The organism is Streptomyces sp. NPDC002888 (assembly GCF_042888465.1).
Classification (GTDB): domain Bacteria; phylum Actinomycetota; class Actinomycetes; order Streptomycetales; family Streptomycetaceae; genus Streptomyces.
Map to the genome: position 1 here is coordinate 72,271 of NZ_JBIAPU010000013.1, position 23,966 is coordinate 96,236.

Annotated in this window: 18 protein-coding genes; 12 read left to right on the forward strand and 6 right to left on the reverse strand. The window is 70.8% G+C overall.

Annotated features, from left to right (window positions below; all coding sequences use genetic code 11):
- Window positions 1-25 precede the first annotated feature (25 nt).
- The 6 genes from ACFYWX_RS21870 to ACFYWX_RS21895 all read right to left on the reverse strand — a co-directional run bounded on the left by ACFYWX_RS21870 (window position 26) and on the right by ACFYWX_RS21895 (window position 7,867).
- Entirely contained in the window at window positions 26-1,033 is a 1,008-nt protein-coding gene (locus ACFYWX_RS21870) for a LacI family DNA-binding transcriptional regulator (RefSeq protein ID WP_389425726.1), read from the reverse strand.
- Window positions 1,033-3,282, reverse strand: coding sequence for an alpha-xylosidase (gene yicI / locus ACFYWX_RS21875; protein ID WP_389425727.1), 2,250 nt, complete (start codon window positions 3,280-3,282; stop codon window positions 1,033-1,035). Before yicI ends, ACFYWX_RS21870 begins: the two co-directional genes overlap by 1 nt.
- 13 nt (window positions 3,283-3,295) lie before the next feature.
- Window positions 3,296-4,120, reverse strand: coding sequence for a carbohydrate ABC transporter permease (locus ACFYWX_RS21880; RefSeq protein ID WP_389425728.1), 825 nt, complete (start codon window positions 4,118-4,120; stop codon window positions 3,296-3,298).
- Complete coding sequence (locus ACFYWX_RS21885; RefSeq protein ID WP_389425729.1) at window positions 4,117-5,082, reverse strand: carbohydrate ABC transporter permease; 966 nt, start codon at window positions 5,080-5,082, stop codon at window positions 4,117-4,119. Before ACFYWX_RS21885 ends, ACFYWX_RS21880 begins: the two co-directional genes overlap by 4 nt.
- Window positions 5,079-6,371 carry an ABC transporter substrate-binding protein gene (locus ACFYWX_RS21890; RefSeq protein WP_389425730.1) on the reverse strand — a complete coding sequence of 431 codons (1,293 nt, stop codon included), beginning with the start codon at window positions 6,369-6,371 and terminating at the stop codon, window positions 5,079-5,081. The genes ACFYWX_RS21885 and ACFYWX_RS21890 overlap by 4 nt, the downstream gene beginning before the upstream one ends.
- A 173-nt stretch (window positions 6,372-6,544) precedes the next feature.
- Entirely contained in the window at window positions 6,545-7,867 is a 1,323-nt protein-coding gene (locus ACFYWX_RS21895; RefSeq protein WP_389425731.1) for an MFS transporter, read from the reverse strand.
- Window positions 7,868-7,950: 83 nt separating this feature from the next.
- Here ACFYWX_RS21895 and ACFYWX_RS21900 point away from each other — a divergent pair, with 83 nt between their 5' ends.
- The 12 genes from ACFYWX_RS21900 to ACFYWX_RS21955 all read left to right on the forward strand — a co-directional run bounded on the left by ACFYWX_RS21900 (window position 7,951) and on the right by ACFYWX_RS21955 (window position 23,789).
- Window positions 7,951-8,916 (forward strand): LysR family transcriptional regulator, encoded by a 966-nt coding sequence (locus tag ACFYWX_RS21900; protein WP_389425732.1) that lies wholly within the window; start codon window positions 7,951-7,953, stop codon window positions 8,914-8,916.
- A 228-nt stretch (window positions 8,917-9,144) separates the two neighbouring features.
- Window positions 9,145-10,050 carry a hypothetical protein gene (locus ACFYWX_RS21905; protein ID WP_389425733.1) on the forward strand — a complete coding sequence of 302 codons (906 nt, stop codon included), beginning with the start codon at window positions 9,145-9,147 and terminating at the stop codon, window positions 10,048-10,050.
- Window positions 10,050-12,260 (forward strand): bifunctional polysaccharide deacetylase/glycosyltransferase family 2 protein, encoded by a 2,211-nt coding sequence (locus tag ACFYWX_RS21910; RefSeq protein ID WP_389425734.1) that lies wholly within the window; start codon window positions 10,050-10,052, stop codon window positions 12,258-12,260. The genes ACFYWX_RS21905 and ACFYWX_RS21910 overlap by 1 nt, the downstream gene beginning before the upstream one ends.
- Window positions 12,257-13,477 carry an acyltransferase gene (locus ACFYWX_RS21915; protein ID WP_389425735.1) on the forward strand — a complete coding sequence of 407 codons (1,221 nt, stop codon included), beginning with the start codon at window positions 12,257-12,259 and terminating at the stop codon, window positions 13,475-13,477. Before ACFYWX_RS21910 ends, ACFYWX_RS21915 begins: the two co-directional genes overlap by 4 nt.
- Before the next feature lie 225 nt (window positions 13,478-13,702).
- The gene (locus ACFYWX_RS21920) at window positions 13,703-15,085 is read left to right on the forward strand and encodes a nitrate/nitrite transporter (protein ID WP_389425736.1); all 1,383 of its coding nucleotides are present in this window, start codon (window positions 13,703-13,705) and stop codon (window positions 15,083-15,085) included.
- Between the two features lie 134 nt (window positions 15,086-15,219).
- Complete coding sequence (locus tag ACFYWX_RS21925; RefSeq protein WP_389425885.1) at window positions 15,220-16,371, forward strand: uroporphyrinogen-III synthase; 1,152 nt, start codon at window positions 15,220-15,222, stop codon at window positions 16,369-16,371.
- A 181-nt stretch (window positions 16,372-16,552) separates the two neighbouring features.
- Window positions 16,553-17,155, forward strand: a complete 603-nt coding sequence (locus ACFYWX_RS21930) for a CGNR zinc finger domain-containing protein (protein WP_389425737.1) — start codon at window positions 16,553-16,555, stop codon at window positions 17,153-17,155.
- Between the two features lie 301 nt (window positions 17,156-17,456).
- Window positions 17,457-18,038, forward strand: a complete 582-nt coding sequence (locus tag ACFYWX_RS21935) for a sigma-70 family RNA polymerase sigma factor (RefSeq protein WP_078947779.1) — start codon at window positions 17,457-17,459, stop codon at window positions 18,036-18,038.
- A 50-nt stretch (window positions 18,039-18,088) separates the two neighbouring features.
- Window positions 18,089-18,853 (forward strand): anti-sigma factor family protein, encoded by a 765-nt coding sequence (locus tag ACFYWX_RS21940; protein ID WP_389425738.1) that lies wholly within the window; start codon window positions 18,089-18,091, stop codon window positions 18,851-18,853.
- A gap of 82 nt (window positions 18,854-18,935) precedes the next feature.
- Window positions 18,936-21,371, forward strand: coding sequence for a HelD family protein (locus ACFYWX_RS21945; RefSeq protein ID WP_389425739.1), 2,436 nt, complete (start codon window positions 18,936-18,938; stop codon window positions 21,369-21,371).
- Between the two features lie 305 nt (window positions 21,372-21,676).
- The gene (locus ACFYWX_RS21950; RefSeq protein WP_389425740.1) at window positions 21,677-23,104 is read left to right on the forward strand and encodes an NAD-dependent malic enzyme; all 1,428 of its coding nucleotides are present in this window, start codon (window positions 21,677-21,679) and stop codon (window positions 23,102-23,104) included.
- A gap of 403 nt (window positions 23,105-23,507) precedes the next feature.
- The gene (locus ACFYWX_RS21955; RefSeq protein ID WP_004000874.1) at window positions 23,508-23,789 is read left to right on the forward strand and encodes an HU family DNA-binding protein; all 282 of its coding nucleotides are present in this window, start codon (window positions 23,508-23,510) and stop codon (window positions 23,787-23,789) included.
- The last annotated feature ends 177 nt before the right edge of the window (window positions 23,790-23,966 follow it).

Consider the following 23,966-nt stretch of genomic DNA (forward strand, 5'->3'; position numbering starts at 1 on the left):
CCAGGCTGAACGCACCTACGGGGCTTCAGGCGTCGCGTGGTGCCGTGCTCGCGCGTTCCGTCAGTCGGGGCGGCAGCAGTGTCGCCTCCGGTACGTCGTCGCCGCCCAGCTTGCGCATCAGCAGCTCCACCGCCCGCTCGCCCACCTCGGCGGACGGCAGGGCGACGGAGGTGACGGGCACCCGGACGCTCTCGGCGAGTTCGTCGGGGCAGATGGCGGTGACGGACAGATCGCCGGGCACCCGCAGCCCGAGCTGCTCGAAAGCGTCGATCAGCGGCTCCAGGACCGGCTCGTTGTGCACGACGACCCCGGTCAGCGCCGGCTGCTCGCGCAGCAGCTGCTCGGCGACCCGGCGGGCGGCGGCGGGCCCGGCCTCGCACGGATGGACGGCGGACGCCAGCCCGCTGCGGTCGGCGGCGGCGGTGAACCCCTGCACCACGCGCTGCGCGAACGCCGTCCCGCGCACGTACACCTCCGGCGGTGACCCGACGAGGGCCACCACCCGGTGCCCGAGCCGCGCCAGATGGTCCACGCAGGCCTCGCCGGCCGCCCGGAAGTCGAGGTCGATGCAGGTCAGGCCCTCGGAGTCGGAGGGGAACCCGATCATCACGGACGGTCTCTCCAACGAGCGCAGCAGCGGCAGCCTGGGGTCGTCGAGCTGGACGTCCATCACGATCAGCGCGTCGACCAGCGCGGTGTCCGCGACCCGCCGCAGCCCCTCCTCGCCCTCCTCCTGGGTGAGCAGCAGGACGTCGTGGTCGTGCCGGCGCGCGGTGGTGACCACGGACACCGCGAACTGCATGACGACGGGGACATGGATCCCCGCCCGCAGCGGTACGACCAACGCCAGCACGTTCGACTTGCTGCTGGCCAGCGCCCGGGCCCCCGCGTGCGGGCGGTAGCCCAGCTCGCGGATGGCCGCCTCGACGCGCTGCCGGGTCTCCTCGGAGATCGGGCGCTTGCCGCTCAGCGCGTACGAGACCGTGCTGGGCGAGACACCGGCATGCTTCGCCACATCGGTGATCTTGACCATCAGCCCAGCTCCAGGGTGAGGAAGCCGGTCCCCGCCTGCGCCCGCGCGATCCGCTCCCCGGCCGCCAGCGCCCAGGGCGCCGAGGGATCACTGGAGGACGCCCGCAGCGTGTCCCCCTCCCGTACGACGGTGAAGGTCACGTCCCCGACCGGCACCGTCACCTGGGCGCCCCGCCGCAGTCCGTACGCCCGCAGGGTGACCCCGTCGGCGTGCGGATAGTCGGGCCGGTCGTCCACCGCGCCCACCGGGATCACCGCACCCGGCCGCACAAGCAGCGGCACGCTGAGGAACTCGTGCTTCTCGCGCACCCAGCGCGGCCCGGTCACGGTCTCCCCGGTGACGAAGTGGGTCCACGTGCCCTCGGGGACGTAGTAGGAGACGTCCCCCTCGTCGCAGAACACGGGCGCCACCAGCAGGTCCGGCCCGAGCATGTACTGCCGCTCCAGATGCGCGCACCCGGGGTCGTCCGGGAACTCCAGCACCATCGCCCGCATCATCGGCAGGCCCTCGGTGTGAGCGATGCGGGCGGCCTCGTAGAGATAGGGCATGAGCCGGAGCTTCAGCCGGGTGAAGTGCCGCAGCACGTCCACCGACTCCTCGTCGAACAGCCATGGCACCCGGTAGGAGGAGGAGCCGTGCAGGCGGCTGTGCGAGGAGAGCAGGCCGAAGGCCAGCCACCGCTTGAAGAGGGCCGGAGTGGGCGTGCCCTCGAAGCCGCCGATGTCGTGGCTCCAGAAACCGAAGCCGGAGAGGCCGAGCGAGAGCCCGCCGCGCAGCGACTCCGCCATCGACTCGTACGTCGCCTCGCAGTCGCCGCCCCAGTGCACGGGGAAGCGCTGGCTCCCGGTGGTCGCCGACCGGGCGAAGAGGACCGCCTCGCTCTCGCCCCGGTGCCCCCGCAGCACGTCGAAGACCGTGCGGTTGTAGAGATACGTGTAGTAGTTGTGCATCCGCTCCGGGTCGGAGCCGTCGGACCAGGCCACGTCGAGCGGGACGCGCTCGCCGAAGTCGGTCTTGAAGCAGTCGACGCCCTGCGCGAGCAGCGCCTCCAGCTTCGCCGCGTACCAGTCGCGGGCGGCCGGGCTGCTGAAGTCGACCAGCGCCATGCCGGGCTGCCACATGTCCCACTGCCAGACGCTCCCGTCCGGCCGCTTCAGCAGATGCCCGAGTGCCTTGCCCTCCGCGAACAACGGCGACCTCTGCGCGATGTACGGGTTGATCCACACACAGATCCGCAGGCCACGCTCCTTCAACCGCGCGAGCATGCCCTCCGGGTCGGGGAAGACCCGCGGATCCCACTGGAAGTCGCACCAGTTGAACTCGCGCATCCAGAAGCAGTCGAAGTGGAAAACGGACAGCGGCAGTTCGCGCTCCCGCATGCCGTCGATGAAGGAGGTGACGGTCTCCTCGTCGTACGAGGTGGTGAACGACGTCGACAGCCACAGCCCGAACGACCAGGCGGGCGGCAGGGCCGGGCGGCCGGTGAGGGCCGTGTACTTGCGCAGGATGTCCTTCGGGGTCGGCCCGTAGATGACGTAGTACGTCAACTGCTGGGTCTCCGCGCTGAACTGCGCCCGCGACACGACCTCCGAGGCGACCTCGAAGGACACCTTGCCCGGGTGGTCGACGAAGACGCCGTAGCCCGCGTCGGTCAGATAGAAGGGGACGTTCTTGTAGGCCTGCTCGCTGCAGGTGCCCCCGTCGGCCTGCCAGACGTCGACGACCTGGCCGTTCTTGACCAGCGGGCCGAAGCGTTCACCGAGGCCGTAGACGCTGGTCCCCACCCCCAGGTTGAGCTGCTCGCGCAGATAGTGGGCGCCCGTGGCGTCGCGCATGATGCCCATGCTCTTGTGTCCGCTGGAGGTGAGGACGCGGCCGTGGGCGAGGAACTCGACGTTCCAGGGGCCGCCCCGGGCGACCTTCACGGACAGGGCGCCGGAGGTCAGGGTCGCGTGCTCGTCGTCGTAGGAGACCTGGGGGGTGGTCCCGCCCTCGGTGAGCTCGAACTCGGGGCCGCGCTGCTCCTCGCCCGTGAAGTGGGTCAGGGTGAGGCCGATGACGTCGGGCATCGGGGTGTGCGCGTTGATCGTCATGACCGGTCCCGTCATCAGGTCGCCGCGCGAGCGGATGGGCCGGGTGGGCGCGTGGATCTCCAGCGTGCCGTCCGACGCGGTGACGTCGAGCACCTCGGCCGGGTGGGCCGCGATGACGCCCTCGCGCAGCAGCCAGTAACCGTCGGTGAACTTCATAGGTGGGGGGTCCTTACTTCACTGCTCCCACCGCGATGCCGCGGGTGAGCGTTCGCTGGAAGACGAGGAAGAACACGAGGGCGGGGAGCACGCCGAGCAGGGCCGCCGCGTTGGTCATGGTGGCGTCCATCAGGCGCTGGCCCTGGAGGACGCCGAGAGCCACCGAGACGGTCTGGTTGTCGTTGGAGATCAGCATGACCAGGGGGAGCAGGAACTCGTTCCAGGTCCAGATGAAGAAGAAGACCATCAGCACACCGAGGGTGGGGCGGCTGACGGGGACGATGATCCGCCACAGGACCTGCCACTTGTTCGCGCCGTCGATACGGGCGGCCTCGATGATCTCCCGGGGGAACTGGCCGAGCACGGAGGACAGGAGATAGGTGCCGAAGGCCGCCTGGATCACCGTGAAGACGATGATCACGCTGAGCCTGGTGTCGTACAGGCCGGCCTGCTTGCTCAGGTAGTACACCGGGTAGACCAGTGCCTCCTGCGGCAGCATGTTGGCGAGGACGAAGAAGGCCAGCACCCAGGTGCGGCCCTTGATGCGGCCGATGCCGATCGCGTAGGCGTTGAGGACCGACAGCACCACCGCGAGGACCGCCACCGAGCCGCTGATCAGGACCGAGTTCACCAGCTTCTGGCTGTAGTCCACCCGCTCCCAGAAGTCCTTCAGACCGTCCAGATAGAGACCGTCGGGCAGGCTCAGCGGACCGTTCTGGGAGTAGTCGGCCGGGGACTTGACCGCGTTGACCGCCACGATCAGGAACGGGACGACCATGAAGAGGGCGCCGAGGCAGAGGGCGATCAGGACCGGGTAGCGGCGCAGGGCCGTCGTCATGTGCGCACCCCTTCCTCGGCGTCCTCCGCGCGGGTCTGGAGCTTCAGGCCGACCAGCGAGAGGGCAAGGATGATCACGGTCAGGACGGTGGAGATCGCGGCGCCGTAGCCGACCTGGGTCTTCTCGAAGAACGTGGTGAAGGAGAAGTAGGAGGGGACGTTCGTGGCGCCGCCCGGCCCGCCCTTGGTGAGGACGTACACCGCGCCGAACACCTTCAGGGCGGCGATGCTGCACCAGGTGAGGACGACATAGGTCTCCGGACGGATCTGCGGCAGCGTGATGTGCCGGAAGCGGCGCCACCAGCCGGCGCCGTCCAGCTCGGCCGCCTCGTACAGCTGCGGGTCGACGCGTTGCAGTCCGGCCATGAAGACGACCAGCGGGAAGCCGATCTGCACCCACACCATCACGCCCATCACGCTGTAGAGCGCGAGATCGGGGTCGCCGAGCCAGTCCTGCTGCCAGGAGTCCAGGCCCACTGCCTTGAGGAGCTCGTTGAGCGAGCCGTTGTCCGGGGCCAGGATCCAGCTCCAGACGATCCCCGCGACCGCGATCGGCAGCACCTGGGGGAGGTAGAAGCAGGCGCGCAGTACGGCGGCTGTCCTGGCCCCGAAGTGCTTGCCGACGAAGTCGAACAGGGCGGCCGCCAGAAGCAGCCCGAGGACCGTGGGGATCGCCGCCATGGCGACGACCATGAACAGGCTGTGCCGGAAGGACTCCCAGAACTCCGAGTCGTCCAGCAGCTCGCGGTAGTTGGCGAGCCCGGACCACTTCGGGCTGCCCACCCCCTGCCAGTCGGTGAAGCTGACGCCCGTGTTCATCAGGAACGGAACGACGATCACGGCGAGGAAGGCGAGGGCGCCCGGGAGCAGGAACAGCGCGTACGAGGAGCCGGGGCGGCGCGGGGGCCGGGGGCCGGGGCCCTTGTCGACCACCCGCGCGTTCCGTTCGACGGTCACCGTCATTGTTTCGGCGCGCCCTTGTCGTAGGCCTCCTGGAGGGCGTCGAGGTACGCGTCCGGTTTCCCGCTGCCGGTGATCAGCTTCTGGGTCTCGGAGACGAGGACGTCGTAGAAGCCGGCGACCGGCCAGTCGGGGTAGAAGGCGAGACCGTCCCGCCCGCTCAGGGTGTTGAAGTTGGCGATGAGGGCCTTGGCCTTGGGGTCGGTGATGGCGTTCGCGTCGGCCGCGACCGGGACGCCGCCCTTGTTGCCGAGGAGGTCCTGGATCTTCTTCGACATGGTGATGTCGATGAAGTCGTAGGCGAGATCCTTGTTCTTGGCGTTCTTGGGGACGACCCACAGGTTGCCGCCGGAGCCGAGGGTCAGGTTCGAGCCGGGCCACAGGAAAGTGCCCCAGTCGAACTTCGCCTCGTCCTGGAAGCGGCCGTACCACCAGCTGCCGGAGAACAGGATCGGCGACTTGCCCTGGATGAAGGAGACGCCCGCCTCCTCGGCCTTCGCGCTGGTGGAGTTCTTGGCGATGTACCCCTTCTTCACCCAGTCGGCGAAGGTCTCGGCGGCGTACGTCCAGGCCTGGTCGTGGAAGTCGGTCTTGCCCTTGTACAGCTCGTACGAGTCGACCCAGGAGCGGTCGGCCTTGGAGAGGGCGAGCTGGTAGAGGTACTGCTGGGCGATGTACTCGGCGCCCGCGTTGGAGAGCGGGGTGACGCCGTTCTTGACGAAGGTGTCCATCGCGGCGGTCAGGTCGTCGAACGTCTTCGGCTCGGCGATCTTGTACTTGGCGAAGAGGTCCTTGTTGTAGAAGGCCATCGTGTACTCGGCGTAGTTGGGCACGCCGTACCACTTGCCGGAGCCCATCACGCCGTTGGTGTCGTACACGCTGGTCGTGCGCACGCCCGCGCTCAGCTTCTTGTCCCAGCCGCGCTGGGTCGCCTCGGCGGACAGGTCGGTGAGGAGTCCCTGCTTGGAGAGCAGGCCCGCCGTCGCGTTGCCCTTGTTGTACTCCATGAGGTCGGGGGCGTCGGAGGAGTTCAGGACCATCGGGGCGGTCTTCTGGATCTGCTCGAAGCTCTTCTCCTCGTACTTCACCTTCACGCCCGGGTGCGTGGCCTCGAACTCCTTGATGGCCTCGTTCCAGGCGGCGCCCATCGCGCTGTTCGGGGCCTCGTAGTGCCACAGCCGCAGGGTCTTGCCGTCGGAGGAGCCGCCGTCCGATCCGCCGCAGGAGGTCATGAGCAGGGATCCGGCCAGGACCACCGCGCTCGCCACCACACGCCTTCGTGCCGTCAACATCCAGTCTCTCCAGGAGGTCGGAGTCGGATGGGTCTGGGCGCCGCGCAGGGGTTCGTCGAATCGATTCGATGCGCGGCGTCGAAGCGCTTCGACGGGTGAAGGTATGTGGCGGCTGTGAGCGCGTCAATGGGGTGTGCACGAATTGCCGTGGCGTGCGGGGCGGGCGAGAGCGATCAGCAGGGCCGTCCTGCCGGGCGGGCCAGGGTGAGCAGCAGGCCTGTGGCCGCGGCCGTCACCGGCACCCCGAATCCGGCCGTCGGGGACACGTGCTCGACGACCCATCCGCCGGCCGCGCTGCCGCAGGCGATGCCGCCGAGCAGGGCGGTCACCGCGAGGGACATGCCCTCGTTCAGGCGGCCGGGCGGGGTGCGTTCCTGGACGAGGGCCATGCTGGTGACCATGGTCGGGGCGGTCGCCATCCCGGCGACCAGCAGCGTGCCGGCCAGGGCGAGGAGCGAGCCGGTCAGGGCCGCCGCTAGCAGCGGCAGCGTCAGCAGGGCCGTCATCGCGGCGACGCACCCCGGGTAGTGGGACTCGGCAGGCCCGGTCGGCTTCATCGCCCCGTAGACCAGGCCCGCCACGCACGAGCCGGCCGCCTGGAGCGCGAGCACGACACCCGCCGCCGTACGGTGCCCCTGTGCGTCCGCGAACGCGATGGTGACGACCTCCGTCGCGCCGAACACCGCCCCCACGGCGAGGCAGACGGCGAGCAGCGGCGGTATGCCGGGGGCGCGGTAGGGGGCGCCGCCGGGCGGACGGCGCTGCGGGGGCGGCTCGGTCGAGCGCTGGGCGGCGAACAGCAGCACGCCGGTCACCAGCAGCACCACGCCGACCAGGGTGCCCGCCTCCGGGAAGAACGTGCCGCACAGGAAGGCCGCGAGGACCGGGCCCAGCATGAAGCACAGCTCGTCCGCGGCCTGCTCGAAGGAGTTCGCGGTGTGCAGGGCGCGGGCGTCGCCCTTCAGCAGGTGGGCCCAGCGGGCCCGGGACATCCCGCCCGTGTTGGGCGTCGTCGCGGTGGCGGCGTAGGCGGCGAACAGCGTCCAGCCGGGGGCCCCGTGGCGCACGCACAGCAGCAGCGCCAGCGAGCCGAGGGCGGCGACCAGCGTGGCCGGTACGGCGATCCGGGCCTGGCCGTAGCGGTCGACCAGCCGCGCCGTCCAGGGGGCGACCAGCGCGGTCGTCGCGAGGCCGGTCGCGGTGACCGCGCCGGCGAGGGCGTACGAGCCACGCGTACCGGCGATCATCACGACCGCGCTCACGCTGAACATGCCCATGGGCAGCCGTGCGATCAGGTTCCCGAGGGTGAACGCGCGGGCGCCGGGGAGGGCGAGGAGACGGCGGTAGGGGCCGGACGGGCGTCGGCGAGCCGGACGGCGGCGGGTGTCCCGGCCGGGGTCCCTGCCGGGGCCCCGGCGGGGGCCGAAGTCGACGGCGACCAGCGTGTCGGCGGTGACGGTGTACAGGGGAGGTCTGCGGGAGGTCGGTTGCGGCATGCCCTCACAGTCGCCTGGGAGTGATCACGGGGTCCAACACCTGCTCCGTACCGATTGACGCACCCCCGTTGTAAGTTCGCCGGATGCCCCAGCACCTGGACCCCCGACTCCTGCGCGCCTTCCTCGCCGTCGCCGAGGAACTGCACTTCACGCGGGCCGCGACCCGCCTCTACGTCGCTCAGCAGGCGCTCAGCCGGGATGTGCGGCGGCTGGAGCGGGAGCTGGGCGCGGAGTTGTTCGTGCGGACGACCCGGCAGGTGACGCTGACGGCCGACGGCGAGCGGCTGGTGCCGTACGCGCGCCGCGTGCTGGAGGCGCAGGACGCGCTGCTGGCCGTGTTCGGGCAGGCCAGGCCCCTGCTCGTGGACCTCAACTCCCCGGGCCTGGGCACCGGGCGCCGGGTGCTGCACCGGGCGCGCGAACTGGCCCCCGGGCACGAGCTGATGGCCCGCTATGAGAGCGGGCTGACGGGGGCCGCGGGCGAGATGATCGCGGGCCGCCTCGACGCGTCGTTCGGCCGGTTCGCGGGCCTGGCCCCGGCGTTGCGGTCCCAGCTCGACCACCAGCCCGTACGCCTCGAACCGATGGCCGTGGTGCTGCCCGAGGGGCACCGGCTGGCGTCGCTGGAGGAGGTGCCGCTGGCCGCGCTGGCGGGGGAGCGTGTGTATGTGGGCGCCGGGAACCCGCGCACCCAGGAGTGGACCGATCTCGGCCACCGGCTGTTCGACGGGCGGGGGATCGAGGTGGCGCCGGCCGTACCGCTGGCCGTCGGGGACGAGGAGTTCCGGCGGATCATGTCGAAGACGGGCAATCCCATCCTCGCAGTGGTGAATTTTCCGGCCATGCCTGGAACGGTGCTGCGGCCGCTCGTCGATCCCGTTCCGCTCTCCCCGGTGTCACTGGTGTGGCGGAAGGGCCTGGTCCATCCGGGATTCGATGCGCTTCGACGGGCCGCGGCCCGGCTGTCGGCCGAGGAGGGGTGGCTGGCTCGGCCCGCAAATGGATGGATTCCGGCCATAGACGTGGACATGCTAAAAACCGGCAATTGACGCGTTGACGCACTTACCGGTCGCGTCTGCGCTAGATTCAGGGCCCCCGAGCGCCCTGTGTCAAGGGGGCGCGCAAAATCCGGTGGGGGCCGGATTCCATCGACGTGCGCTCGGGTCGTTTCGCGCACCCGGAATCGTCCCGTGGGGGGAACAGCGCACGTGAAGAAATGGCGGAAAGACGCTCAACCGGAATGGCCCGATGCGGCATCCGCGACCCGAAGCACACCGGTGACGGGCGTCAACACACAGGAGTTCCCGGCAACCGGAGCGAGCGACGCCCCACCGGTCTCGGTGGCAGAGCTGCCCGGGACCGAGGTCCGGGACCCCTGGCAGGAGCAGCAGGACGACAGCGGGGCCGCGGCCAACGACCCGCGGGAGGTGACCGTCCAGCTCGACTCCGCGCGGTTCGGTGACGCCGTACCGCAGGGCACGGGCGAGGCGGGCGACACCCAGGAAGCTTCCGACGGGCCGGTGTTCGTCGACGAGACCGGCCGCCGCCGACTCCGCATCCGCCGCCTCGGCATCTGCGTGGGCATCGCCTGCGCCGCCTACGCCGTCGTCATCGTCGGCACGCTCCTGTCCGGCAACTCCGACGCGCCCTGGCTGCCGGTGCCGGTCCAGGACGACGACAAACCCGCGGTCGAGGTCGAGGCCGACAGCCCACCGCAGCCCAGCAGGACGGCCGCTCCGGTCCTGCCTCCGGTCGGCCCCCTCCTGCCCGGCCCGGTCGGCCCGTTCCTGCCCGGCGTGAGGGCCACGCCCTCCGTGGGCGGCGTGGCCCTCACTCCGGGGAGCACGCCGCGCCCCAGTGCCTCCGCCGGCCTGCCCGGACCGAGCCCGTCCGTCAAACCCGGGCCCACGACCAGCGCTCCCGTCAAGCCGACCCCGGGCGTCACCACGCCCGGCCCGGCCCCCGGTTCGAGCGCGCCGGTCCTGCCGCCGCCGTCCTCCCCGCAGCCCTCCCCGACGAGCGACAGCCCCTCGCCCGTCGCCTCCCCGTCCCCGGCCGGGGACGGCACCGGCACCATGGCCGAGGGAACGCCCTCGCCGGTGCCCACCGCGTCCGAGGCGACGCCGTCCGCGGCGCCCGACCCGTCGAGCCCCGCCTCCCCGTCCCCGGAGAACGTCGTCTGATGGCACCCCGTACCAACCGTCGATCCGCCAAGAAGACCGGGAAAGCAGGCGGTTCGACGGCCGCTCGACGACGCCCGCTTCCGATGCGGCAACTGCTGCCCCTCCTGCTCCTGCTCGCGCTGACGGCCATGCTGATGCTGCGCGGCTACGTACACAGCGAGATCCTCGCCGACCACCGCATCGGGCCCGAGGCCGCCGCCGACCGGGTGCCCGAGAAGATCCTCGAGGGCGGCCCCGTCATCGACACCCGGGGCGCCACCGACACCACCCTCGACGTGCCCGACGGCCGGATCGTCCTCACCTTCGACGACGGCCCCGACCCGACCTGGACGCCCAAGGTCCTCGACGTGCTGAAGAAGCACCACGCGCACGGCGTCTTCTTCATCACCGGCACCATGGCCTCCCGCTACCCCGACCTGGTCCGGCGCATGGCGGCCGAGGGCCACGAGATCGGCCTGCACACCTTCAACCACCCCGACCTCTCCCTGCAGACCAAGAAGCGCATCGACTGGGAGCTGACCCAGAACCAGATGGCGCTCGCGGGCGCGGTCGGCATCCGCTCCTCGCTGTTCCGGCCGCCGTACTCCTCCAGCGCCTCCGCCATGGACAACAAGTCCTGGCCGGTCACCCGATACGTCGGCAGCCACGGCTACATCACCGTCCTCACCACCGCCGACAGCGAGGACTGGCGCAGGCCCGGCGTCGCGGAGATCGTCCGCAACTCCACCCCGAAGGACGGCAAGGGCGCCATCGTCCTGATGCACGACTCCGGCGGCGACCGCCACCAGACCGTCCAGGCCCTCGACCGGCTCCTGCCCGAACTCAAGGAGCGCGGCTACCGGTTCCAGAACCTCACCGAAGCCCTGAACGCCCCGTCCGCGCACACCGAGGTCACCGGCCTCGACCTGTGGCAGGGCAGGGCCTGGGTCTTCCTGGTGGGGGCCTCCGACACCATCACCACCGTCCTGGTCGTCGGCCTCGCGGTGATCGGCTTCCTGGTCCTCGCCCGCTTCGGCCTGATGCTGCTGCTGTCCGCCATCCACGTCCGCCGCACCCGCCGACGCGGCTTCACCTGGGGCCCGGACGCGCCGGTCACCGAACCGGTGTCGGTGCTGGTCCCGGCGTACAACGAGGCCAAGTGCATCGAGAACACCGTGCGTTCCCTGATGCGCAGCGAGCACCCCGTCGAGGTCCTCGTCATCGACGACGGCTCCGCCGACGGCACGGCCCGCATCGTGGAGAACCTGGACCTGCCGAACGTACGCGTCGTCAGACAGCTCAACGCGGGCAAGCCCGCCGCCCTCAACCGCGGCATCGCCAACGCCCGGCACGACCTGATCGTGATGATGGACGGCGACACCGTCTTCGAACCGGCCACCGTCCGCGAACTCGTCCAGCCCTTCGCCGACCCGCGCGTCGGCGCCGTCGCCGGCAACGCCAAGGTCGGCAACAAGGACACCCTCATCGGCGCCTGGCAGCACATCGAGTACGTGATGGGCTTCAACCTCGACCGCCGTATGTACGACGTCCTGCGGTGCATGCCCACGATCCCCGGCGCGGTCGGCGCCTTCCGCCGCAGCGCCCTGGACCGCGTCGGCGGCATGAGCGACGACACCCTCGCCGAGGACACCGACATCACCATGGCCATCCACCGCGACGGCTGGCGGGTGGTGTACGCGGAGAAGGCCCGCGCCTGGACGGAGGCCCCGGAGTCGGTCCAGCAGCTGTGGTCGCAGCGCTACCGCTGGTCGTACGGCACCATGCAGGCGATCTGGAAGCACCGCCGCGCGCTCGTCGAACGGGGCCCCTCGGGCCGCTTCGGCCGGGTGGGCCTGCCCCTGGTCGCGCTGTTCATGATCGTCGCCCCGCTCCTGGCGCCCCTGTTCGACGTGTTCCTCTTCTACGGACTGGTCTTCGGGCCCACGGGCAAGACGATCGCCGCCTGGTTCGGAGTGCTCGCCATCCAGGCCGCCTGCGCCGCGTACGCCTTCGTCCTCGACCGCGAACGCCTGACCCCGCTGATCTCGCTGCCCCTCCAGCAGCTCCTCTACCGCCAGCTCATGTACGTCGTCCTGCTCCAGTCCTGGATCACCGCCCTGACCGGTGGCCGGCTGCGCTGGCAGAAGCTGCGGCGCATGGGCCAGGTGTCCGCGCCGCCCGCCGAGGCGGAACCGCGCCGGCAGTCCGTGGACCAGGAGGCGGCCCGATGAGCACGACTCCCACCCTGCCGTCCGACACACAGGACGAGCCGGTCCCGGTCGAACCGCCGCGCAGGGCACCGGTCCGCGACCGCTACTTCGACCTGCTGCGCGCGATCGCCCTCTTCCGCGTCGTCTTCTACCACCTGATGGGCTGGGCCTGGCTGCCCGTGGTGTTCCCGTCGATGGGCGTGATGTTCGCCCTCGCCGGCAACCTCATGGCCCGCTCCCTGAAGCGTCCCGCCGTGCAGGTCGTACGCGGCCGGCTGCGCCGCCTGCTGCCGCCGCTGTGGCTGCTCGGCGCGGTCGGCGTGACCGGCATGCTGCTCCAGGGCTGGGGGCCGGACTCCGAGGGGCACCCGGGCTGGTGGTGGCTCCACCTCACCTTCTGGATCCTGCCGCTGAGCGAACCGCAGGCCGCCGAGACCCTGCCCGGCGTCCACGGATTCCTCGGCGAGGACTGGGCGGCCCAGCTCGCCGTCCCGCTCTGGTACGTCCGCGCCTACCTCTGGTACGTCCTGCTCTCCCCGTTCCTGCTCAAGGCCCTGCGGGCGCTGCCGTGGCCGACGATCCTCGCCCCGATCGCCCTCACCGGCGCCCTCACCTGGGGCTGGATCGACCTCCCCAGCACGCGGATCGACTCCGCCGTCGCCGACTTCGCCACCTTCGGCGCCTGCTGGCTCCTCGGCATGGCCCACCAGGAGGGCATCTTGAAACGGCTGCCCCGCTACGTCGTCCCGTCCGTGGCGCCCGCCGTCGCCGCCGTGGGCCTCTGGTACGCCCTCACCCACGGCTTCCGGCCCGGCCACGACCTCGACGACATCCCCTTCGGCCAGGCCCTGTGGTCCTTCGCGACGGTGCTGCTGCTCCTGCACCTCAGCCCGACCTGGACCGAGTGGCCGCGCCGGCTGCGCCGCTGGGACCGCCTGATCACGCTCCTCAACTCCCGCGCGGTGACGATCTACCTCTGGCACAACGTGTGCATCGTCGTCGCGGCGATGCTGTGGGACCGGCTGTGGGGCTTCGAGGTGCTGGAGCTGCACTTCTCCTGGCTCCTTGTGAGCTCCTGGCCGGTGCTCGTCCTCGTCTGGATCCTCGTCGCCGGCTGTGTCGTCTGCTTCGGCTGGGCGGAGGACCTGGCGGCGCGGCGCAGGCCCAGGCTGTGGCCGGACGGGGCTCAGCGGCAGCGCGGGCGCGGCCGTGTCCGGGCGGGAGTGCACCGGGCCTGAGGCTCGGGTGCGCGGCACCGTACTCGGCTACGGTGTGGGGGACGGGTGCCGAGGTCGGCGGAAAAGACCTCTCATCCCGTCCTCCTCGAAGGTGAGAGCAAAGTTCCTTTCCGGTCACCCGCAGCCACAGACAGGAAACGCGCCCTCCCTACCTTCGGGACTCAACACCGCTCAATCGCCCTGAACCACCCGAGCACCCGAGCCCCGAAGCCCCGTGGAGGCGTCATGACAGCCCCTGGTACAGCCCCCGCACGAAGCAGGGGAGGTCGCTGGATCGAGCACTGGGATCCCGAGGACGAGACCTTCTGGCAGCAGAGCGGCGAGAAGATCGCCCGCCGGAACCTGTTCTTCTCCGTCCTCTCCGAGCACATCGGGTTCTCGGTCTGGACCATGTGGTCGGTACTGGTGCTCTTCATGGGCCCGGAGTACGGCCTGACCCCGGCGGACAAGTTCCTGCTGACGTCGGTGGTCACCCTGGTCGGCGCGGTCGTCCGCGTCCCCTACACCTTCGCCGTCGCCGTCTTCGGCGGCCGGAACTGGACGATCATCTCGGCCGGGCTCCTGCTCATCCCCACCGTCGCCGCGTTCACGGTGATGGAGCCGGGAACCTCCTTCAACACGTTCCTCCTCGTCGGCCTGCTCGCCGGCATCGGCGGCGGCAACTTCGCCTCCTCCATGACCAACATCAACGCCTTCTTCCCGCTGCGCAAGAAGGGCTGGGCGCTCGGCCTGAACGCGGGCGGCGGCAACATCGGCGTGCCGGTGCTCCAGCTGGTCGCGCTCGCGGTCATCGGCGCGAGCGGCGGGCCGCGCGTGCTGCTCGGCATCTACATCCCGCTGATCCTGGTCGCCGCCGTCCTCGCCGCCCTGTTCATGGACAACCTCACGTCCGTGAAGAACGACACCGGCGCCGCCAAGGACGCCGCGAAGGACGCCCACACCTGGATCATGTCCTTCCTCTACGTCGGCACGTTCGGCTCGTTCATCGGCTACAGCTTCGCCTTCGGCCAGGTCCTGACGAACCAGTTCGGCCGCACCCCGCTGCAGGCCGCGTACCTCACCTTCATCGGCCCGCTGCTCGGCTCCCTCATCCGCCCCGTCGGCGGCTGGCTCGCCGACCGCTACGGCGGCGCCCGCATCACCCTCTACAACTACGTCGGCATGGCCGCCGCCACCGGCGTCCTGGTCTTCGCCAGCATGCAGAAGTCGCTGCCGCTCTTCGTCTCCGTCTTCGTGGTGCTGTTCGTCCTCAGCGGCCTCGGCAACGGCTCGACGTACAAGATGATCCCCGGCATCTTCCAGGCCAAGGCCGTGGCGAAGGGGCTCCAGGGCGAGGAGGCCGCGAGCTACGGGCGGCGGCTGTCCGGGGCTTCCATGGGCCTCATCGGGGCCGTGGGCGCGCTCGGCGGCGTCGGCATCAACCTCGCCTTCCGGCAGTCCTTCCTCTCCTACGGTTCCGGCACCGGCGCCTTCGTCGCCTTCCTCGCCTTCTACGGGGCCTGCTTCGTGGTTACTTGGGCCGTATACCTTCGCCGGTCGGCCGGTCGGATCACGGCCACGGGCGGCGCTTCGGAGGCGAACCCGCAGCTCAGCTACGCCGAGGTGTGAGCTGTACCACCGGCGAAACACGTGCCGGGGGTGTGACGTAACACCGGCGACATGAAGCCGAACCGAGCCTGTCACGCACCGTTGACAGGCTCGCTCGGCATGTAGGTGCAATGAACTCGAGCGGGACGAGTGTGATGTACGAGCAACAGCAGCGACCGGAACACGGGCCCCTCGCGGGGTTCACAGTAGGAGTCACCGCCGCGCGCCGGGCCGACGAGCTCGGAGCGCTGCTCCAGCGGCGCGGCGCGGCGGTTGTCCACGCGCCCGCTTTGCGCATCGTGCCGCTCGCCGACGACGGTGAGCTGCTCGCCGCCACCAAGGACCTCATCGACCAGGCGCCCGACGTCGTGGTGGCCACCACCGCGATCGGCTTCCGGGGCTGGATCGAGGCCGCCGAGGGGTGGGGGCTCGGCGAGTCGCTGCTGGAGCGGCTGCGCGGGGTGGAGCTGCTCGCCCGCGGGCCCAAGGTCAAGGGGTCGGTCCGGGCCGCCGGGCTGACCGAGGAGTGGTCGCCGTCCAGCGAGTCCATGGCCGAGGTGCTCGACCGGCTGCTGGAGGAGGGCGTCGACGGCCGCCGGGTCGCCGTGCAGCTGCACGGCGAGCCGCTGCCCGGGTTCGTCGAGGCGCTGCGGGAGGCGGGAGCGGAGGTCGTCGGGGTGCCCGTCTACCGGTGGATGCCGCCCGAGGACCTCTCGCCGCTGGACCGTCTCCTCGACGCCGCCGTCACGCGCGGCCTCGACGCCATCACCTTCACCAGCGCGCCGGCCGCCGTGTCCCTGCTGGCCCGGGCCGAGGACCGCGGGCTGCTGGCCGAGCTGCTGGCCGCCCTCAGCCACGACGTGCTGCCGGCCTGTGTCGGCCCGGTCACCGCGCTGCCTTTGCAGGCCCAGGGCGTGGACACGGTCCAGCCCGAGCGCTTCCGGCTCGGCCCCCTCGTCCAGCTGCTGTGCCAGGAACTCCCCGCCCGGGCACGGTCGCTGCCGGTCGCGGGGCACCGGGTGGAGATCCGCGGCCACGCGGTCCTGGTGGACGGCGAGCTGAAGCCCGTACCGCCGGCCGGGATGTCCCTGCTGCGGGCGCTGTCCCGCCGGCCCGGCTGGGTCGTCCCCCGCGCGGACCTGCTGCGCGCGCTGCCGGGGGCGGGACGTGACGAACACGCGGTGGAGACGGCGATGGCCCGCCTCCGTACGGCCCTGGGGGCACCGAAGTTGATCCAGACGGTGGTGAAGCGTGGCTACCGCCTGGCGCTGGACCCGGCGGCCGACGCGAAGTACGCGGACGCATAAGGGGCATAGAGGGACAGTCGGCGCTCCATGAGGGAGGGGCCCGGGCGCACCGCACATGCTTGACCGGCGTCACGAGGGGTTCCAGGCGCGGCAGCGGGAAGGCACTGTAAGAGAGAACGGTTCTTCCCGCCCTTCCCACTGGTCCCTTCCCCCGGGGCAACCCCTAGGCGGTGACAGGCACATGGCACTGGGTACGGCCACGGTCTCGTACGAGCTGCGGTTCGACGCCGGGCGGATCTGTCTGGATCTGCTCGCCACCTCCCACCCCTTCGAACACCTCGACTCCCTCCCGCCCCTGTGCGCCTGGATCACCGGCTCCGGACTCGTCCCGGCCGGCACCGCGCTGGCGCACGCCGACGACTCCTGGCTCGTGGGATTCCTGGAACTGCGCCGGTCCGTCGGCCTGTTGGTGCACGGCCGGCTCGCCCCGCCCGAGGCGCGGACGCCGGCGTACGACCTCGCGCTCGCCCGCGTCAACGACCTCGCCCGCGCCGCACCCCCCGCCCCCCGCGCCGTGCCGGGTGAGGACGGATCCCTCGTACGGGAGTTGTCCGGCCCGCCGGTCTGCGCCGCGCTGCTCGCCGCCGTCGCCCGGGACACCGTGGAACTGCTCACCGACCCCGCCGCCCGCGCCGGACTGCGCCAGTGCGAAGGGGACAACTGCCCCATCGTGTACGTCGACACGTCCCGGGGCCGCAGGCGCCGTTGGTGCTCCAGCGAGGTCTGCGGAAACCGGGAAAGGGTGGCCCGGCATCGCCGTCGAGTGGCCCTCACGCGCGCTTGAAAGAGCCCAACCATGGGTATGTGCACGGCCGTACGGCTTCTTGGTGACCGATATGCGGCTTCTGTGGAGCGACTGTCGAAGTGATTTCGACAACACTCCGTTTGGTTACGGCGGCGTACGGGCAGTGCCGCCGAACTTGCCAACGTGGCGGAAATGTAAAGAAGAAGCGGTGAGTATGTGCACCCATGTCCGCCCTCGTCACGTCTCCCCGAGAAAAGTCTCGCGTCACTTTGAACACGCAACGCCCCCCGTGCGTACCCGGTGTTGAGCGACCGGCAGGGGGAACCCCCGGACATCGGAGGTGGGCGTGCGCAAAGATTCCGTCGTGGCCAATGAACGTGGAACGAGGGCCCGACATCGCATGTCCCAGCCCTCGGAACCTGATGAGGAGCTGATGCGTGCCCTCTATAGAGAGCATGCGGGACCGCTGCTCGCTTATGTCCTGCGCCTGGTTGCCGGAGACCGGCAGCGCGCCGAGGACGTCGTGCAGGAGACGCTCATCCGTGCCTGGAAGAACGCCGGTCAGCTCAATCGTGCGACCGGATCTGTACGCCCCTGGCTGGTGACGGTCGCTCGCCGCATCGTCATCGACGGCCACCGAAGCCGGCAGGCCCGGCCGCAGGAGGTCGACCCGTCGCCGCTGGAGGTCATCCCCGCGGAGGACGAGATCGACAAGGCGCTGTGGCTGATGACGCTGTCGGACGCACTCGACGACCTGACCCCGGCTCACCGGGAGGTGCTCGTCGAGACGTACTTCAAGGGGCGTACCGTCAACGAGGCGGCTCAGACCCTGGGGATACCCAGCGGCACCGTCCGTTCGCGGGTCTTCTATGCCCTGAGGTCGATGAAGCTTGCTCTTGAGGAGCGGGGGGTGACGGCGTGATGAGCGTTTACGGGGGATTCGGAACAGGTGGTTCGGGTATGTCTGGCCCCATGCAGGGATCTCCGGCTCCGAACGAGCACGAGACCGTCGGCGCCTATGCCCTCGGGATCCTCGACGACGCAGAGGCAACGGCCTTTGAAGCGCACCTCGCCACCTGCGAGTGGTGCGCCCAGCAGCTCGACGAGCTCGCCGGGATGGAACCGATGCTGGCGGCCCTCGCGGACCTGCCGGGCACCGGCACGCCCACGATCGGCGACTCGCTGTCCGCCACGCCGACTCCACGGATGGCGGAGAAGCTCGTCGACGAGGTCGCCGATCGCCGCGCCCAGAAGCGCCGGCGCAGCTTCTACATGCTCGCGGCCTCGGTCGCGCTGATCATCGCCGGGCCGCTCGCGGCCATGGCGGCGAGCGGCGGCGACAGCGGCGGCGGTACGACGGTCGAGGCGGGCGCCAGCCCCGCCCAGTCCGTCTTCCAGAAACTTCCCGAGAAGGTCACGGGCACCGACCCGAGCACCAAGGTCACGGCGACCGTCGGCATGGAGAAGAAGGCCTGGGGCACCGAGGCCGTGGTCGAGCTGAAGAACGTGGCCGGCCCCAACAAGTGCTCGCTGATCGCCGTCGGCAAGAACGGCGAGCGCGAGACCATCTCCTCCTGGTCCGTCCCGGAATGGGGCTACGGCCTCCCCGGAGCCAAGACCGAACAGGCCAAGAACCCGCTCTACGTCCAGGGTGGCGCGGCCTTCACCCCCGACGAGATCGACCACTTCGAGGTCATGACCTTCGACGGCAAGAAGCTCGTCGAGATCGAAGCCTAGAGACTGCCCCGCAAGCCCCTCGCCACCACCGGCCCCTTTCGCGTACGGTTGACGGCTGCCCAGCACGTCAGAAGGGGGCCCGGTGGCCGCTCAGGCTCAGCAGGAAGCCGCGCTCGTCTCGGTTCACGACTCGGTTCGTGACGGGGAGATCAGCGTCGAACAGGAACACCTCGACCGGGTGTACCGGCGTCTCGAGGAGAAGATCCACGAGGCCGAGTTCCTCATGCACGACGCGGCCCAGCGCGGCCAGGTCGGCACACCCGGCGCGCTCGCCGAGCGGGACGCACAGGTGTTCCGGGCGGGCGTCCACCTCAACCGGCTCAACAACGAGTTCGAGGACTTCCTCTTCGGCCGGATCGACCTGCTGCAGGGGAAGGACGGCAAGAAGGGGCCGGACGGCGCCTACACCGCCGTCGAACCGGCGGACGGCGCGGTCCGCCCGGACAACACCGCCGACATCGCCGAGACCCTGCACATCGGCCGCATCGGCGTCCTCGACGCCGACTACACCCCGCTCGTGATCGACTGGCGGGCCCCGGCGGCCGCCCCCTTCTACCGCTCGACCCCGGTCGACCCCGGCCGGGTCGTGCGCCGGCGCGTCATCCGCTCCAAGGGCCGCAGGGTGCTCGGCGTCGAGGACGACCTGATGCGCCCCGAGCTGAAGGCCCACCTCGACGGCGGCGAACTGCCCGTCATCGGCGACGGCGCCCTCATGGCCGCCCTCGGCCAGGCCCGCAGCCACACCATGCGCGACATCGTCGCCTCCATCCAGGCCGAGCAGGACCTCGTCATCCGCGCCCCCGCCGCCTCCGTCACCTACGTCGAGGGCGGCCCCGGCACCGGCAAGACCGCCGTCGCCCTGCACCGGGCGGCCTACCTGCTGTACCAGGACCGGCGCCGCTACGCGGGCGGCATCCTGATCGTCTCCCCGACCCCGCTGCTCGTGGCCTACACCGAAGGCGTCCTGCCCTCCCTCGGCGAGGAGGGCCAGGTCGCCATCCGCGCCATCGGCTCCCTCGTCGACGGCACCGAGGCCACCCTCTACGACGCCCCGGCCGTGGCCCGGGCCAAGGGCTCGCACCGGATGCTGAGAGTGCTGCGCAAGGCGGCGCGCGGGGCACTGGAACTGGGTGCGGGCACCCCCGCCGACCGACGCGCCCTCGACGCCGGGAACGGGGGTTCCACCGGCCGACGCGCCGTCGGGGCTTCCGAAGGCATGGCCCCCGTCGGCCAGCTCGCCTTCGACGCCCCCGAGGTCGCCGCCCCCGCCGGTCCGCCCACGCGTCTGCGGGTCGTCGCATTCGGCCGGCGGCTGGAGCTGGAGGCCGACGAGCTCGGCCGTATCCGCCAGGCCGCCCTCGGCGGCACCGCACCCGTGAACCTGCTGCGTCCCCGCGCCCGCAAGCTGCTCCTGGACGCCCTCTGGGAGCGCTCCGGCGCCGCCGGCCGCCACAACGACCCCGAGCTCGCCGCCGAGCTGCGCTCCTCCTTCGACGAGGACATCATGTCCGAGGACAGCTTCATCGCCTTCCTCGACGCCTGGTGGCCGGAGCTGACCCCCAGATCCGTCCTGGACGCCATGGCGGACGAACGGCGCCTCGGGCGCTGGGCCCGCCGGATCCTGAACCCCGGCGAGGTGCGCAGGGTCGCCCGCTCCCTGAAGCGCCAGGGCCACTCCGTGCACGACATCGCGATGCTCGACGAGCTCCAGGCGATCCTCGGCGCCCCGGCCCGCCCGAAGAAGCGGCGCGACCTCGACCCGCTCGACCACCTCACCGGCCTCGAGGAGCTGATGCCCGTACGCGAGGAGTCGCAGCGCGAACGGGCCGAGCGTCTGGCCCAGGAGCGCACCGAGTACGCGCACGTCATCGTCGACGAGGCCCAGGACCTCACGCCGATGCAGTGGCGCATGGTCGGCCGCCGCGGCCGGCACGCCACCTGGACGGTCGTCGGCGACCCGGCCCAGTCCTCCTGGTCCGACCCCGACGAGGCCGCCGAGGCCCGCGACGAGGCCCTCGGCACCCGCCCGCGCCGCCGCTTCCAGCTGACCGTGAACTACCGCAACCCGGCCGAGATCGCCGAACTGGCGGCCAAGGTGCTGGCGCTGGCCATGCCCGGCGCCGAGTCGCCCTCCGCGGTCCGCTCCACCGGCGTCGTCCCGCGCTTCGCGGCCGTGGAGGGCACCCTGGGCGCCACCGTCCGTGCCGAGGCCGAGCGCCTGCTGGAGCGCGTCGACGGCACCGTCGGCGTCGTCGTCGCCATGAACCGCCGCGAGGAGGCCCGGCGCTGGCTCGCCGGCCTCGGCGACCGCGTGGTGGCCCTGGGCAGCCTGGAGGCCAAGGGCCTGGAGTACGACGCCACCGTGGTCGTCTCCCCGGCCGAGATCGCCGACGAGTCCCCGGCCGGCCTGCGGGTGCTCTACGTCGCCCTGACCCGGGCCACCCAGCAGCTCACGGTCGTCTCGGGGGAGCGGGACGAACCGGACGCCGCGGGTGTGCCGGACCTGCTGAGGGACTGATTCCGATGAACTCCCCGCACGGGAATGGCCTTACGGGATCCGTTTGTTAGCCTGGACGTGGCACCGGCCCGATCCAAGCCCCCGGGCCCAACCTTCGTCGCTACGAGCGACCACTTGCCGCGAGGCGAGCATGGCGGGTCGGTGTCACTGAACAAGCGGGAGAGGCCCACGTCACGATGTGACGTGGGCCTCTTTCGTTGAGAACAAAACGTTCGCAATGCTGGGCGGCTACCGCGTACTCGGCGGTAGGTGCGACGATCGGACGGCACATCCAGCGTCACAGGTGAAAGCAGAGGAAGTCGGCCATGGCAACGGCGCCCAGCGTCTCCTACTCGATGACGGTCCGGCTGGAGGTGCCCGCGAGCGGAACCGCGGTCTCCCAGCTCACCGGAGCCGTCGAGTCCCACGGAGGCTCGGTCACCGGCCTCGACGTCACCGCCTCCGGGCACGAGAAGCTCCGGATCGACGTCACCATCGCGGCGACCTCGACCGCGCACGCCGACGAGATCGTCGAGCAGCTCCGCCACATCGAGGGCGTCACCCTCGGCAAGGTCTCCGACCGTACGTTCCTGATGCACCTCGGCGGCAAGATCGAGATGGCGTCCAAGCACCCCATCCGCAACCGTGACGACCTCTCGATGATCTACACGCCGGGTGTGGCCCGCGTCTGCATGGCGATCGCCGAGAACCCCGAGGACGCCCGCCGCCTCACCATCAAGCGCAACTCCGTTGCGGTCGTGACGGACGGCTCGGCCGTGCTGGGCCTGGGCAACATCGGCCCCAAGGCCGCCCTGCCGGTCATGGAGGGCAAGGCGGCCCTCTTCAAGCGGTTCGCCGGCATCGACGCCTGGCCGATCTGCCTGGACACCCAGGACACCGACGCGATCGTCGAGATCGTCAAGGCCATCGCCCCCGGCTTCGCCGGCATCAACCTCGAGGACATCTCCGCGCCGCGCTGCTTCGAGATCGAGGCCCGGCTGCGCGAGGCCCTCGACATCCCCGTCTTCCACGACGACCAGCACGGCACGGCGATCGTCGTCCTCGCCGCCCTCACGAACGCACTTCGCGTCGCGAGCAAGGCAATTGAGAACATCCGGGTCGTCATGTCCGGTGCCGGCGCGGCCGGTACGGCCATCCTCAAGCTGCTGATCGCCGCGGGCGTGAAGAACGCCGTCGTCGCCGACATCCACGGTGTCGTGCACGCCGGCCGCGAGGACCTCGTCGACGCCGCCCCGGGCTCGGCGCTGCGCTGGATCGCCGACAACACCAACCCGGAGAACCTCACCGGCACGCTGAAGGAGGCCGTGCGCGGCGCCGACGTCTTCATCGGCGTCTCCGCCCCGAACGTCCTCGACGGCGATGACGTGGCCGCCATGGCTGAGGGCGCGATCGTGTTCGCGCTCGCGAACCCGGACCCCGAGGTGGACCCGGCGATCGCCCGCCAGACCGCCGCGGTCGTGGCCACCGGCCGCTCCGACTTCCCGAACCAGATCAACAACGTGCTGGTCTTCCCGGGTGTCTTCCGCGGTCTGCTGGACGCGCAGTCCCGCACGGTCAACACGGAGATGATGCTGGCGGCCGCAAAGGCGCTGGCGGACGTGGTGACCGAGGACGAGCTGAACCCGAACTACATCATCCCGAGCGTCTTCAACGACAAGGTCGCCGGTGCCGTCGCCGGCGCGGTGCGGGAGGCCGCGAAGGCCGTGGGAGCAACGGCGCCGACGGCGTCGTAGGCTCGCTCGTAGGGTGATTCGCGCAGTTGTGAGGATCGCCACGACTGGCCGGGCACCGGCGCGTCGTGGAACCAGGGGCCTTCGGCCGCCCTCTATCGTGGCGGCCAGGCTCAGGTCCTCAGGGCCTTGCGGTCCGCTGCCGGGAGAAGCCGGAGCGTCACCACACCGAGGCAGTGGCGCTTTTCGTGTGACTCCCACGGGTGTTCTCGCGACTCCTGCGGGTGCCGGATTGGCTTTCCCGCCGCAGGTAGGGGCAGGATGCGTCCCTGGGCGCGAGGGTCTGACGACGGACCCGGCTCCGGGGACTGTCAGAGGACCCTGGCAGCATCGGCTTCGCTGTGCCCAACATGCGGCTCCGCCGCGTGGCACGCCTCAACGGCAAGAAGAACACGGGAGTAACAACATGAACCGCAGTGAGCTGGTGGCCGCGCTGGCCGACCGCGCCGAGGTGACCCGCAAGGACGCCGACGCCGTGCTGGCCGCGTTCGCCGAGGTCGTCGGCGACATCGTCTCCAAGGGCGACGAGAAGGTCACCATCCCCGGCTTCCTGACCTTCGAGCGCACCCACCGTGCCGCTCGCACCGCGCGCAACCCGCAGACCGGTGACCCGATCCAGATCCCGGCCGGCTACAGCGTGAAGGTCTCCGCGGGCTCGAAGCTCAAGGAAGCTGCCAAGGGCAAGTAATCGCTCCGCTGAGAGCGTCGTGGGCGACTGCGGGCCGTCGTGGGCTGGTCGCGCAGTTCCCCGCGCCCCTTTGGGGCGCGTCCGTAGAGGGCGCGTGAATCGCCGATGGGCGGCCACCCGGATTCCGGGTGGCCGCCCATCGGCGTACATGACAGGGGTCAGCCGAGGGCCTTGCCC

What these genes read in the sequence shown, in the direction of transcription:
- ACFYWX_RS21870 (WP_389425726.1), bottom strand. Translation starts at nt 1,033, where the DNA reads ATGGTCAAGATCACCGATGTGGCGAAGCATGCCGGTGTCTCGCCCAGC.
- yicI (WP_389425727.1), bottom strand. Translation starts at nt 3,282, where the DNA reads ATGAAGTTCACCGACGGTTACTGGCTGCTGCGCGAGGGCGTCATCGCG.
- ACFYWX_RS21880 (WP_389425728.1), bottom strand. Translation starts at nt 4,120, where the DNA reads ATGACGACGGCCCTGCGCCGCTACCCGGTCCTGATCGCCCTCTGCCTC.
- ACFYWX_RS21885 (WP_389425729.1), bottom strand. Translation starts at nt 5,082, where the DNA reads ATGACGGTGACCGTCGAACGGAACGCGCGGGTGGTCGACAAGGGCCCC.
- ACFYWX_RS21890 (WP_389425730.1), bottom strand. Translation starts at nt 6,371, where the DNA reads ATGTTGACGGCACGAAGGCGTGTGGTGGCGAGCGCGGTGGTCCTGGCC.
- ACFYWX_RS21895 (WP_389425731.1), bottom strand. Translation starts at nt 7,867, where the DNA reads ATGCCGCAACCGACCTCCCGCAGACCTCCCCTGTACACCGTCACCGCC.
- ACFYWX_RS21900 (WP_389425732.1), top strand. Translation starts at nt 7,951, where the DNA reads ATGCCCCAGCACCTGGACCCCCGACTCCTGCGCGCCTTCCTCGCCGTC.
- ACFYWX_RS21910 (WP_389425734.1), top strand. Translation starts at nt 10,050, where the DNA reads ATGGCACCCCGTACCAACCGTCGATCCGCCAAGAAGACCGGGAAAGCA.
- ACFYWX_RS21915 (WP_389425735.1), top strand. Translation starts at nt 12,257, where the DNA reads ATGAGCACGACTCCCACCCTGCCGTCCGACACACAGGACGAGCCGGTC.
- ACFYWX_RS21920 (WP_389425736.1), top strand. Translation starts at nt 13,703, where the DNA reads ATGACAGCCCCTGGTACAGCCCCCGCACGAAGCAGGGGAGGTCGCTGG.
- ACFYWX_RS21925 (WP_389425885.1), top strand. Translation starts at nt 15,220, where the DNA reads ATGTACGAGCAACAGCAGCGACCGGAACACGGGCCCCTCGCGGGGTTC.
- ACFYWX_RS21930 (WP_389425737.1), top strand. Translation starts at nt 16,553, where the DNA reads ATGGCACTGGGTACGGCCACGGTCTCGTACGAGCTGCGGTTCGACGCC.
- ACFYWX_RS21940 (WP_389425738.1), top strand. Translation starts at nt 18,089, where the DNA reads ATGCAGGGATCTCCGGCTCCGAACGAGCACGAGACCGTCGGCGCCTAT.
- ACFYWX_RS21950 (WP_389425740.1), top strand. Translation starts at nt 21,677, where the DNA reads ATGGCAACGGCGCCCAGCGTCTCCTACTCGATGACGGTCCGGCTGGAG.
- ACFYWX_RS21955 (WP_004000874.1), top strand. Translation starts at nt 23,508, where the DNA reads ATGAACCGCAGTGAGCTGGTGGCCGCGCTGGCCGACCGCGCCGAGGTG.